This is a genomic window from Paraburkholderia sp. BR10937 (genome assembly GCF_040965695.1).
Classification (GTDB): domain Bacteria; phylum Pseudomonadota; class Gammaproteobacteria; order Burkholderiales; family Burkholderiaceae; genus Paraburkholderia.
Genome location: NZ_JBFRCL010000014.1, coordinates 135,534 through 147,978, shown reverse-complemented (window position 1 = coordinate 147,978; position 12,445 = coordinate 135,534). Strand labels below are relative to the sequence as shown.

Below are 12,445 nucleotides of genomic sequence, written 5' to 3'. Positions count from 1 at the left end.
CGTGGCAGCCACAGAGTGAGGACGTGGAGGACATCAATGCGGAAAGCACGGCCTCCCCTTCCGGAGCGCACCTGTTCACGCTGAACTTCAGTTGCGTCACGCGCCGCACTAGAATCTTCAACTAGCAACTGCAAGTCTGAGTTGAATGGACCTCATCGATCTCATCGAACCATACTGCCGCGGTCATCACACATTTGTCCCAGGAGGCGGCGCTCGCGCTGCCAGACCTAGAACGCAGCTCGCTCACGTAGTTCCAGCCGAAGTTCATCTCACGCGTAATTTCGCGCAACAGCTTTGCGTACTTGTCTTTCAGCCTGAAGCGATGTCCGGCGGCCGACGAGCCGATCGCGACACCGCCGTAGCCACCGTTCGCAGCGACTTGCTGTGCGCCAACCTTCGCCTCAGCAGCTTCACCTTCTCGCAGGCAGGACAAGACTGCATCGCGGCATCAATGCGGCAGGGACGGCACGCGGCCGTCAAGCCGTAGAAGCCTCCGTCCTTCCCGCGCCCTGCGCGGCAACCAAAGGCTGAGGGCGGGACGGACTTCAACGAGTACATCTGCCTGCGGATTTGGAGTGTGCGGCCCACTAGCTGGACGAGGAGCCACCTTCCCGCCGCATCACCAAAACTGTGTGAAAATTGAGGAAAACGCCGCCACAGCGCTCGACCCGCAAGGCTGTGACGGCATAACCCAAGGCGCGAAGAGGAAGAGAGGCCGATGTCCTATACCCCCATAGTCCCCCCGGCACGGTTCCGGCTGTCGGACGCGGTCTGCGATCAACTGGAGCAGCTTATCGTTGACGGCAAGCTACGCGCGGGGGAATCATTGCCGTCTGAGCGGGATCTCGCTCAGCAACTTAATGTCTCGCGGCCGTCGTTGCGCGAAGCGCTGCTGCGGCTCGAAGGCAGTAAGCTGATCCGGGCGAAAACCGGGGGCGGCTACGTGGTTGCCGACCCGAGCGCCCCACTGATAGCCGAACCACTCGCGCATCTGATGGCTCGCCATCGCAAGGCGGCAGGTGACATCCTCGAAATGCGCGAAGGCCTGGAAGCCGTCGCCGTCGAGCTTGCTGCAGTGCGGGCCACGAAATCGGACATCAAGAACATCAAGTCCGCACTCGACTCTCTGGACGTCGCGTTCCAGCAAAAGGACCCTTATGCCGTCACCTCAGGACAGCGCTCGTTGCCCCTGCTCGACGCGGCATTTCACCTGCAGATTGCGGAGGCCACGCATAACGTCGTACTCATCCATGTGATGCATGGACTGCACAATCTCGTGCAGCGTTCGATCGAAGAAACCTACTCGGCCTTCGAGAAACACGACGCGGATCTCTCCCACTTAATGGCGCAGCATCAACGCATCTACGACGCAATCCAGCAGCACGACCCGGTAGCCGCGCGCAACGCTCTTGTCACGCACCTTGCGTTTATCCGTGAGAACGCCACGCGCTGAATGAGGCGCGGTTTCCCGCGCCCCCGTTGACAATCACTGGGGCAGCGAGGGGATCATCCACGTCAGGAAGTGCTGCTGCAGAAAGACTAGAACACCCAGCATCACGGTCAACAAGATGCTGTGCCAGAAGGTCCGAGCGAAGACCAAACCTTCCTGGCCTTTCAGCTCGGTCGTCGACACCCCAGTTGCGATATTTTGTGGCGAGATCATCTTGCCCATCACACCGCCCGACGAGTTTGTCGCCGCCATCAACACCGGGCTAAGGTTGAGCTGCTTTGCCGCGACGACCTGCAGGTTGCCAAACAGCGCGTTACCCGACGTATCGCTGCCTGAAAGGAACACCGCCACCCATCCGAGCGACGCTGAAACCAGCGGGAACAGTGCACCGGTCGATGCGACGCCCATGCCAAGCGTATAGCTCATGCCCGAATAGTTGAGCAGATAGGCAAGGCCGACGATCATCATCACGGTCAGGATCGCGATGCGAGTCTGCCGCCACGTTTTCGCCACGCAACTCAAGAAGTCAGCGATACCGACACGTGCCCAAACGGCCGTGATGATAGTGGCAACCAGAATTGCCGTACCGGTGCCGAGCGGCTGGAAGTCCCACACGGCAGCGTAAGGCTTGTTATATAGCGTGACAAACACGGCATTGTGCAGACCGGGCCATTGCACTTTCATCTCGCCAAACGACGAGATCTGCGCGTGTACCCATACGATCACCACGAACGACACGACGATCCACGGCATCCAGCCGCCGAAGCCAACGCGCGCGCTGCCGTGAGCGGGCGCAGCCGGACGCGACATCGCAAAGGCAGGATCGCACTCCGGCCGCCAGACCTTGAGGAACGCGATGGTCACGATCAGCGACGTCATTGACGACAGCACATCAGTCAACTGGTAGCCAAGAAAGTTCGACGTAGCAAACTGTGTGATCGCGAAGCTCCCGCCCGATACTACGAGCGCGGGCCACAGCTTCGGAATCGAGCGCACGCCGCCATAGATTGATACCACGTAAAACGGCAGCAGGAACGCAAAAAACGGCAATTGCCGTCCGACCATCGCACCAAGCGCACCGGAGTGAAGCGAGGTCACGGCACCGAGCACGGTGATTGGCGCGCCAAGCGCACCGAACGCCACCGGCGCCGTGTTGAAGATGAGTGTGAAGCTCAGCGCCTCAAGTGCCGGAAAGCCAAGGCCGACAAGCAGCGCGCTGGTAATAGCCACCGGAGTGCCGAACCCCGAAATGCCTTCGAGCAGGCAGCCAAACGAGAACGCAACGACGAGCAACACGAGGCGTCTGTCGTCTGGCAGATGATCAAGCATCCACTGACGAAACTGGTCGAAACGACCCGACCTTACGGCGATGTTGTAGAGCAGGAGCGCAGCGAAAACGATCCACATCACGGGCATCAGAGCGAGCGACATACCAGCCGCGACTGCATTGAGCGCGAGACCGGCAGGCATGCCCCATATGCCGATGGCGATTGCGAGCCCAGCAATCAGGCCCACAAGAGCGGCCTGCCACGCCGGGCGCCGCAATACACCCAGCATGACGAGCGCGACGCCAATCGGCACGGCGGCAATCAGAAACGACCATAGTAGCGAGTGCGCCACGGGAGTGAGCGGCTGTGCGTAGACCACACCAGAGGGTAAAGCGGCTGCCGGATTCATTCTGTCTCCTGCGCCCGTGCCTGCCGGGCTATACGTATTGATGTGGCGGCCATGACGAACGGGCGCAAGGACAAGGCCGCCGGTCTTGTCCCGCGTTAGATTGGGGTTTGCCTTTGTGAATGTGGAATAATCGCGCGCCGGGAGGGTCTGCGGCAGCGTTCCGGTTGATGCCCGCGATGGGCGCGAGGTTCAGGCCGGCCCGTCCAAAGCCGCCTCCACGAGTTCGATCCAGTGCTGCACCTGCTTGCGGCCTGCGCTATTCAAGTGAGTCTGGCATCCGATGTTTGCTGTCACAATCGTGTCGGGGCGACCCGCTTCGAGGGCATCAAGCTTGTTGTCGCGCAGCCTGCGCGCCAGTTCGGGCTGCGTAATCGAATACGTGCCTGCGGATCCGCAACACAGGTGCGCGTCTGCCACGGCGGTCATGTCAAAGCCCAGCCGACGCAGCAAGGCTTCGACGGCGCCGCCGAGCTTCTGTGCATGCTGTAGCGTGCACGGACAATGAAACGCGATTCGGCGCGGTGCGTGCCCCGCCTGCGGCGTCAGCGTATCGAGCGGCTCGGCGCCCAGTACTTCGACCAGATCGCGCGCGAGCGAGCTTACGCGCTGAGCCTTCTGCGCGTATGCAAGATCGTGCTTGAAGATGTCTGCGTATTCCTTGACGAACGCGCCACAGCCGCTCGCCGGAATCACGATCGCTTCGGCGCCCGCCTCGATCGACGGCCACCACGCGTCGATATTGCGGCGTGCCCGGTTCAGCCCGGCTTCGTGCGCACCCAGGTGATAGTCGGTGGCTCCGCAGCAGCCGGCCCGCGCCACTGCGGCCACACTGATGCCGAGCCTGTCCAGTACGCGCGTCGCAGCGGCATTTGTATTCGGTGAGAGCGAAGGCTGCACGCAACCTTCGAGCATCAGCATGCGCCTCGCGTGGCGAACGGGCGGACGCGCCTTCCCTTTTGCTGGTGCCGCAGGAATCTTCCGCCGAACCGCCTCTGGCATCAGTGGCGTTAGCGCGCGCCCCGCTTTCAGCGCAGTCGCAAACAGCGACGAACGAGGCACGAGGTGCCGCAGGCCTTCACGCAACAAGCGGTCCTTCGCGGGCCGCGCGACACGCCGCTCGACCTCTGCTCGCCCGATATCGAGCAGCGTGTGATATTTCACGCCCGACGGGCACGTCGTCTCACAGTTGCGGCAACTGAGGCAGCGATCCAGATGCAGTTGCGTCGTCTCGCTGACGGGCTCGCCTTCGAGCACCTGCTTGATCAGATAGATTCTCCCGCGTGGACCGTCGAGTTCATTGCCGAGAAGTTGGTACGTCGGACAGGTTGCATTGCAAAATCCGCAGTGCACGCAGGAGCGGAGAATCGACTCTGCTTCATCGGCGCGAGCGAGCGTCTTTGCTTCGGTACTGAGGTTGGTTTGCATGGCGGAGACGCGTTGACGTTCAGAAGTCCGCGTAGAGGCGGCCCGGGTTGAAGATCGCATGCGGATCAAGCTGCTGCTTGAGCGCGCGGTGATAACGCAGCAGCGCAGCCGGCAGTGGATGGAACGCTTCGCCCGAAGCGACGTCCGTAAAGGCGGTTGCATGGCCACCAAGTCGCTGCGCGGACTCTCGCATCACTGCGGCGGGCGCGTCGCTCTTCAGCCAGCGCTGTGCGCCTCCCCAATCGAGAAGGCAGGAGCCAGGCAGTTCAATGAGCGGTGCCGTCGGGGGCACGGAAAGGCGCCACAACGGGCGTGGATCATCGAAGAAAGACAACCGTTGCTCGCGCAGCGCGCGCCAGAACAAATCGTCGACGCTGGTGCCTCCGAGGCGCGCATGCGCGGCACGCACGGATTCCACACCACCTTCGAGACGCACATGCAAGGTCTCACCATCGTGGCATGCGCCGGCGATCGGCAGACCCGCCCGCCGCCACTCAGTCAATCCGGCCAGCGCGGCAGCAGCCGGGATTTGAAGTTGAATATGGCGCGTCGCGCGCGGCTTCGGCAGTACCTTCAGCGACACTTGAGTGAGGAGTCCGAGGCATCCAAAACTGCCAGTCACGAGCCGCGAAACGTCGTAGCCCGCCACGTTCTTCATCACCTCACCGCCGAAGCGCAGGTGTCGGCCCCGCCCTGTGATCAGCCGACAACCGAGCACGAAATCGCGCACTGAGCCGACCCACGGTCTACGCGGCCCGGCGAGCCCGCTCGCGACCATGCCACCAACCGTCGCGACTCCGCCGAAGGTTGCTGCCTCGCACGGCAGCATCTGGCCAGCTGAGTCGAGCGCCTCGTCGAGTTCAGAGACCGGCGTGCCCGCACGCACCGTGATGACGAGTTCGGTCGGATCATAGTTCACGATGCCGCGATGCGCACGAGTGTCAATCGGCGCCGCTTCGACTTTCCGGCCGGGAAACGGTTTGCTTGCACCGCCACGAATGAAGAGCGGCGATTTGACCGCGACGGCCTCGCGAACCTGTTCAATTAGCTCGACACTTTTGTCCTGGGCTTGCATCAGAATCGCTCCAGTTCGGGAAACGGCAACCTGCCGAGATGCACGTGCATTGCGCCAAATTCGGCACAGCGCTGCAATGTCGGGATGTTCTTGCCCGGATTGAGCAGACCATTCGAATCAAATGCGGCTTTTACCGCATGAAAGAAGCGCAGCTCGTCGAGATTGAACTGCGAGCACATCTGGTTGATCTTCTCGCGTCCTACGCCGTGCTCTCCTGTAATGCTGCCGCCAACGGCCACGCACAGCTCGAGGATGCGGCCGCCGAGCGCTTCAGCGCGGTCCATTTCACCGGGCAAGTTCGCATCGAAGAGGATGAGCGGATGCATGTTGCCGTCGCCCGCGTGAAAGACGTTGGCAACACGCAAGCCATATTCCGCAGAAAGATCAGCAATCCCCTGCAGCACGCGCGGCAATTCGCGGCGCGGGATTGTGCCATCCATGCAGTAATAGTCAGGGGAAATCCGGCCCACCGCCGGGAATGCATTTTTGCGACCAGCCCAGAACTTTTGACGCTCGCCTTCGTCACGCGCAAGGCGCACCTCAGTTGCGCCCGCCTCGCGCAGGATCGCGTCGACGCGTGCGACGTCCTCGTCGACGTCGCTTTGCACGCCGTCCAGTTCGCAAAGCAGGATCGCCTCAGCATCGACGGGATAGCCCGCCTTCACGAAATCTTCGGCTGCACGGATTGCGAGGTTGTCCATCATCTCCAGACCACCGGGGATGATCCCTTCTCCGATGATGCTCGCGACTGCCGCGCCCGCCCGCCCGACATCGTTGAAGCTCGCTAGTAGCACCTTCACCGCCTGAACCTTCGGCAAGAGCCGGACGGTCACCTCCGTTACGACGCCGAGCATGCCTTCCGAGCCTGTGACCAGCGCGAGGAAGTCGAAGCCTGGCGAATCGAGTGCGTCGGCACCGAGTGTGAGCCGCTCTCCTTCAATGGTCAGCAGTTCGACCTTCACGATGTTGTGGACCGTCAGGCCGTACTTCAGGCAGTGGACGCCACCAGCATTTTCCGCAACGTTACCGCCAATCGAGCATGCGATCTGCGATGATGGATCAGGCGCATAGTAGAGTCTATGCGGTGCCGCCGCCTGCGAGATGGCGAGATTGCGCACGCCGGGCTGCACGCGCGCAGTGAGCGCCGCCACGTCGATGTCGAGGATCCTGTTGAATCGCGCCATCACGAGCAGAATGCCTCGTTCGAGTGGCATCGCGCCGCCGGAAAGGCCAGTGCCAGCCCCGCGCGCGACGACGGGCACACGGTGCCGATGTGCATATTTCAGTAGCGCTTCGACCTGCTCAACGCGGTCAGGCAGCGCTACCACTTGCGGCGTGCAGCGATACGCGGACAGTCCGTCGCATTCGAAGGGCTTTAAATCCTCGCTCGCATGCAGCACCTCGAGATCAGGAATTGCTTTGCGCAGTTCCGCTACCAGCTTCTCCTTGTCGATCATCGGCAGGGGACCGTCGATCTTTTCGTCGTAGAGATAGCTCATTGCGCAGTCTCCGCCAGCCGGTAAAGCAACGCACTCGCGCCCTCTAAACATGGGCTCGTCTGCAATGACATAACGTCTCCTCCAAGCCATGCGACAGCACTTTCCGCCGCGATTCGGCTTACTGATTTTCGGTACGTTGGTCTACTGGTCGACCATTCGACCAAATCTTAGGCGCGCGGATCGAGAGGGGGCAACAAGTGGAAACCCCCAGTCCATGCTTCCAAGGTCAAGCTGAGGCGAACGTTCGAACAACATCAATTTGCGGAACACCTGACAACCCGCATGCGTCCCGCAGGAGACGGGCTTTTCGCTCCATGCCCCCTCGGACAGAGATCCTCTTTATGCAAATCTGTTTTGCTTTTTTGGGGTAACTTCTCTGAAACGCCCCACGACGTGATACAGAGATGGCACGCGCATCTACCAAGGTCATGAAGCAAGCTGCGCAATGATCGCCTTGGTGACTAAGCCAAGCCAGACGAGGATCATGCAAAAAGGTCCGGTGTGGCGCGGATGATGGTTCATGTATGGGACGTCAAATGGATCGACGAAATGCAGCCGGACGCGATCATTGCGCTAACGCGCCGATAATCAAACGAACCCGCTACGTCTACTCTAGCGGAGACAGACACACTACTGGACGCTCGCATCGCTCGTCTCGTCTGGTTGCGCGCACAAGCCGCTCTGGGCAACGGAGTGAGCACCGGCGTGACGATCGTCGAGGCAGCGAATTGCGGCGTGGCCACGGCAACAAGGGAACCTGGCGTTCCGTTCCGTTGTTAACTGATCTATGCTTGCGTAGCATGTTGATGTCAATGAAACCAGAGACATCAACGTGACGATTGAACTTTCTGGAACAGCGCATCAATCCACGAACCCAGTGCACGTGCGTATGCTCCAGTGCGTAGAGCAAACCAGGTCGAACGCTTCTTCGCGCTGATCACTCGCAAAGCCATACGCCGTGGCTCGTTTGGTTCGCTCAGGGAACTGGTAAAGCGTATCGATCAATTCGTCTCTCACTACAACCAAGACTGCAAGCCATTCATAAGCATCGCTACCGCTGATTCGATCCTCGCCAAGCTACGAAGACTATGTACGCGAATTAGCGGAACGGAACGCTAGCACCGGTTGCATGATCTTGTGCAAGCCGTTCCTCGGCACGCCTTTTCGCAATGTGACGTCCCACAATGCAGCCGCTGACTGCTCCAACGACTGCGTGGTGACCGGCGTAATGACCGGCTACACCGCCCACGACCGCGCCCTTCAGGCAGCCCGACGCATTTGCTGTTGCGGCTTCCGTCAGTCCTAGTGCTGCAGCCGCCGCGAGCATCCTGATTCGGTGATAGATATTCATGACATTTCCGTAGTATTTCAAGACCGACTACGTTCAATAGCGCTAGTTCGCGCGGTCGTGTCACCCGTTCGCATGTTGATCCCTGCACCTCTCGCTTCCACCACACCGATAGCGCCACGGAGACGTTACATCGCGAAGCAGTTCCGCTAGTAGTGCCAATGAAATCGAGTTCAATTTCTACAGTGGCGATGCATAACAAGTCACTTGGGTCAGGGATGGAGCCTGCCTCATGTCTTGCGTCGCCGCGACCTCGAGCGACGCCATTCCTGAGCGAAGAATTGCAGCCCGCCTAGCTGCTGCGCAAAATAGCCGCCCGTAGCCATCGACTCCGGTGCTCGTCGATCACCCGTCGGCGGATATTCGTCGGAGAAGTCGGCAGTGCGGAATACGATGTCCCAGATTGGGAATACGGCACCGTAATTGCACGAATTTCTTCCGGCGGCGCGCAGGCCGTGGTGCAAACGGTGAAATCGCGGGGAGACGATCAGACGGTCGCCGAGCCATCCGAACGAGAGCTTGATATTGGCGTGGCTCAGACTTTCGATAAAGCGCATGATCAGAAACAGCAGCGGGAACTGCAGAGGTGGAATGCCGATGGCGAGGCCCACAACGCCAAACCAAATGCCAGCGACGATATCGTCTAGTACATGGTTGCGGTCGTCTGACCAGAAACTCATCTGTCGTTGGGCGTGATGCAAAGCGTGGAGCGCATAGCTGCTACGCGAAATATGCGACAGGCGGTGACGCCAGTAATCCGTGCAGTCAAGAATCAGCGCATATGCGATGAAGGTGATGACAGGATGCCCGAGAAGCGGCGGGATGAGTGTCTCGAGCATTGGAGGAATGTAACCATGGGCAACCAGGAACGCGTTTACCCATACCTGAACTTGATAAAACAGCAAGAAGCTAAAGACAGGTAAGACACCGACCCGATTAAAGATAGTGTAGAGAGCATCGATCACGACGGTCTTGCGGTTCTCCCAGCGCTCGATCGGGAAAAACGCTTCGAGCGGCCAGCAGACAGCATATGTGACCACCACGGCAAAGAAACCGTAGACGCCGATCAGTACCCAGTCAAAGGACAACTCCTCCCACTCCATCCAGCCGAAATGATAGAGCACGGGCAGCATTATGTAGGTGTCGATGTCGCCGGCAATCATACTGAACCAACGATCGAGAAATACAAGCATGAAGTGCCTCAGAGGAGTTCGGCCGTAATCAGCCCGGGCTGGCTCAATTGACTGGTGAGGAAGATACCGTGGGGTGACCGACCCACGTCGATAGTTGTGTAGTCGCCGCTGACAGGATCCAGGACTGCAACCTGCTCGCGGAAGCGCAGCGTCACCCACACTTTGCCATCCGGTGCGACGCTGAGGTCGTCAGGGCCACCAGCGTGCAACGCATACGTGCGTCGAAGCTTGAGTGTGACCGCGTCGAGTGCGGCCAGCGATCCGCCTACCCGGTTGGTGACATAGAGCGTTGTGCGATCCGGCGTAACGAAGACGTTATGTGGCCCGACCCCTGTCTTTATGCGTCGAAGTACTTTGCCCGTCGCGGGATCAACTTCGGCGACATGGTCTTCGCCCATCACGCAGACAAGCACGTTGCCGTTATGCCAGAGCACGCCTGCGGGCGTCGCACCGACGTATGCTTTCCAGCGAATCGTCATGTTCGTCAGGTCAAACGATACTAGCGTGCTCGACTCCTGCATCGAATTGAAACTCCAGCGGGAATCCGGCGAAAAGTCCAGATGGCTCGGCATTTCGCCGGGTGAAAAGCGCTTGACCAGCGTCAGGTCATCCGCCCGATAAACGTCCACGTAATTGATACGCAGCGCATTAATGACTAGGTACCGGCGATCCGGTGTGAACCCTAACTGATACGGATCCGCAATGATCTTGTGGCCCAACGACGTTCCGGTGTGCGGATCGACGATGAAGAGTGCATTGCCGCTGGCATCGGCAATATAGAGCTTGCTCCTGTCCGGCGAAAGAGCCCAATGACTCGGTTCCCGCATCGTCGGGAGCGTACGGATCACCCGAAGCGAGGCCGTATCGATGACAGAAACACTAGCTTCCCCAGAATTCATCACGATTGCAAGCGATGCTGGCGCAGCTTCGGCCTCGATCGTTCGGAGTGCGAGAAGGGGGGAAAGTCCCGCGCTCAGCGGGAGAGCCAGGCTATGACGAAGTAAGGCGCGACGGGATAATTTCATAGACGACCTTCATGTTGCGGCCCGGCTGCTGCTCGTGGCAAGTCCGCCGAAGTGGAATGGAGCTTGCCTCGATCGCGAGTGGTCAAATGTTGCGTGACGTACGAGACCATGACCGTCAAGCCACTCATAAAGACCACGCATCCGACTATTTTTTGCACAAGTCGGCGCGGGTGCGATCTACGGTTCACCCGATGATTCTTCATGGGATGCTCAGCAATGACTTCGCGTCGCCATGGCGCACGACTTCGGCGGAACACAGTCACGAGGCACGTAAAGGCATCGTTGGACGGTGTTACCGCCGCGGGAAAAAGGTTTGAGGAGAAGCCCTCAGTGGAGTGTACGAGCAACGTCCTGCGCACCCATATACCCACGGCGCAAAGCAGATTTGTCAAGATCGACAATCACTGTTCGTTGGTCGTGGCAGGACCGCCCGCTGCTTCGCCCTTACTCGCGCCCGGTGCCGTGCGCCAGCTTCAGCGCGAGATCGAGCCGCGCGATCCACTGCGCGTCGTCGAGCGAAGCGCCGAGCATCTTTTCAATGCGCTCCAGCCGGTAGTTGAGCGTGTTCAGATGAATGCCGAGCGCGTCCGCCGTAGGGCGGCGGCGTCTGCCGTTGGCATAGAACGCGGTCAGCGTCGCCAGCAGATCCGAGTCGGCTCTGATCTGCTCGATGAGCGAGACGAGATAGCGCGTCACATCGCCTGCCGTGCGCACCGTTTCTTCGAGTGCGATGTCGGAGTATCGCGCGACCCGCGCCCCGTTTGTGCAGCGCAGCGAAACCTCCACCGCGCGAATGGCCTCGTTGGCGGAGGCCGCCCATCCCGCGGCTCCTTCGTTCAATAAGCCGACGCCGACCGCACGAAGGCGCGCTTCCGCGTTCACGAGGTTTTGCGCGCATTGACTCGCTGCGAGATCACTCTGCGCAGCCAGATCTCCGCGCTGGCCCGGAAGCCAGAAGATTGCACGTCCACGATGCCACACGTGAACGATCGTCTCTCGCTCAATCCGGAAGTGACGCGACACGGCAAGCGCGTAGCGCTCGGATTCGCGGCGACGGATTTCTGACGTGAGCGCTTCGAACCCGGCATCGAGCGCGATCGCGATTCGCGGCACCGAAGCGTCGAGCCCCAGCGCGCTCATCGCCATTATGAAGCTCGCGTGATCGTCAGGAGAATGGAAGATCGCAGCATGCAGCTGGTAAAGATTCGCCTCACGCCAATTCGCGCGGTGGAGTTGCTCCTCAACATATGCTTGCGCGAGGGTCTGCGCGATACCTTCGAAGAACTCGAAAAGGAACGGCGCCACCGTCAGCGCCAGCTCGCGGGCGAGGTGTACTTCCTCACCGGCCACTTCCACGCTGGCTTGCCAGACTTCGCGCGCGCCAATCTGGGTGGCGCGTAGCAACGCCTGCAGTGGCACGCTTTGGTGAACGCGTCGACGGGCTGATTCCTCGATTTCCGCGTTCACGGGTTCCGCGGGCTGGCTCCCGGTCAGCAGCAGCCGGAACCACAGCCTCGCCAGTTGCTCGACGGACTGGAATATGTCGTCGCGGATAGCGGGTGGAAGCGCCTCATAGCCCTCCAGTTTCATGAGCGAAGCGTACACACGCTCGATGGGCAGATGCGGGTCGTTAGCAAGGGCTGTCAACCCTTCGCGCAGTCGCGGGCTGATCCGGGGAGCGGTAATGAGCAAAGGGGTTCCTGCCATGAGTCGTCAGTGCATGCGTACCACAGGGACAGAATGAGGCGGTAGG

General features: G+C 60.2%; 10 protein-coding genes and 1 pseudogene. 2 read left to right on the top strand and 9 right to left on the bottom strand.

The genetic code is table 11. The features are described 5' to 3' along the window. Window positions 1-121: 121 nt before the first annotated feature. Window positions 122-433, bottom strand: a complete 312-nt coding sequence (locus AB4Y44_RS14285) for a hypothetical protein (RefSeq protein WP_368699961.1) — start codon at window positions 431-433, stop codon at window positions 122-124. Window positions 434-718: 285 nt separating this feature from the next. On the opposite strand from AB4Y44_RS14285, the gene AB4Y44_RS14280 reads away from it, so the two are divergent. After that, the gene (locus tag AB4Y44_RS14280) at window positions 719-1,453 is read left to right on the top strand and encodes a FadR/GntR family transcriptional regulator (RefSeq protein ID WP_368685481.1); all 735 of its coding nucleotides are present in this window, start codon (window positions 719-721) and stop codon (window positions 1,451-1,453) included. 33 nt (window positions 1,454-1,486) lie between these two features. Here the strand turns inward: AB4Y44_RS14280 and AB4Y44_RS14275 are convergent, their stop codons facing one another. The 4 genes from AB4Y44_RS14275 to glcD all read right to left on the bottom strand — a co-directional run bounded on the left by AB4Y44_RS14275 (window position 1,487) and on the right by glcD (window position 7,126). Next, window positions 1,487-3,127, bottom strand: a complete 1,641-nt coding sequence (locus AB4Y44_RS14275) for an L-lactate permease (protein ID WP_368699960.1) — start codon at window positions 3,125-3,127, stop codon at window positions 1,487-1,489. Window positions 3,128-3,316: 189 nt separating this feature from the next. Further along, window positions 3,317-4,552 (bottom strand): glycolate oxidase subunit GlcF, encoded by a 1,236-nt coding sequence (gene glcF, locus AB4Y44_RS14270; protein WP_368699983.1) that lies wholly within the window; start codon window positions 4,550-4,552, stop codon window positions 3,317-3,319. 19 nt (window positions 4,553-4,571) lie between these two features. Further along, window positions 4,572-5,627, bottom strand: a complete 1,056-nt coding sequence (gene glcE, locus AB4Y44_RS14265; RefSeq protein WP_368699959.1) for a glycolate oxidase subunit GlcE — start codon at window positions 5,625-5,627, stop codon at window positions 4,572-4,574. Further along, a complete protein-coding gene (gene glcD / locus AB4Y44_RS14260) occupies window positions 5,627-7,126 on the bottom strand; it encodes a glycolate oxidase subunit GlcD (protein WP_368699958.1) in 1,500 nt (499 codons plus the stop codon). The genes glcE and glcD overlap by 1 nt, the downstream gene beginning before the upstream one ends. A 909-nt stretch (window positions 7,127-8,035) precedes the next feature. On the opposite strand from glcD, the pseudogene AB4Y44_RS14255 reads away from it, so the two are divergent. Further along, a pseudogene (locus tag AB4Y44_RS14255) lies at window positions 8,036-8,245 on the top strand (IS630 family transposase); the annotation flags it as partial. Here the strand turns inward: AB4Y44_RS14255 and AB4Y44_RS14250 are convergent. The 4 genes from AB4Y44_RS14250 to AB4Y44_RS14235 all read right to left on the bottom strand — a co-directional run bounded on the left by AB4Y44_RS14250 (window position 8,226) and on the right by AB4Y44_RS14235 (window position 12,399). Then, a complete protein-coding gene (locus AB4Y44_RS14250; protein ID WP_368699982.1) occupies window positions 8,226-8,453 on the bottom strand; it encodes a hypothetical protein in 228 nt (75 codons plus the stop codon). The pseudogene AB4Y44_RS14255 and the gene AB4Y44_RS14250 overlap by 20 nt on opposite strands. Before the next feature lie 251 nt (window positions 8,454-8,704). After that, window positions 8,705-9,667 (bottom strand): sterol desaturase family protein, encoded by a 963-nt coding sequence (locus tag AB4Y44_RS14245; protein ID WP_368685485.1) that lies wholly within the window; start codon window positions 9,665-9,667, stop codon window positions 8,705-8,707. Window positions 9,668-9,675: 8 nt separating this feature from the next. Beyond that, window positions 9,676-10,692: a YncE family protein gene (locus AB4Y44_RS14240; protein ID WP_368699957.1), complete on the bottom strand. Its 1,017-nt coding sequence runs from the start codon at window positions 10,690-10,692 to the stop codon at window positions 9,676-9,678. A gap of 444 nt (window positions 10,693-11,136) precedes the next feature. Further along, complete coding sequence (locus AB4Y44_RS14235; RefSeq protein WP_368699956.1) at window positions 11,137-12,399, bottom strand: PucR family transcriptional regulator; 1,263 nt, start codon at window positions 12,397-12,399, stop codon at window positions 11,137-11,139. Window positions 12,400-12,445 lie beyond the last annotated feature (46 nt).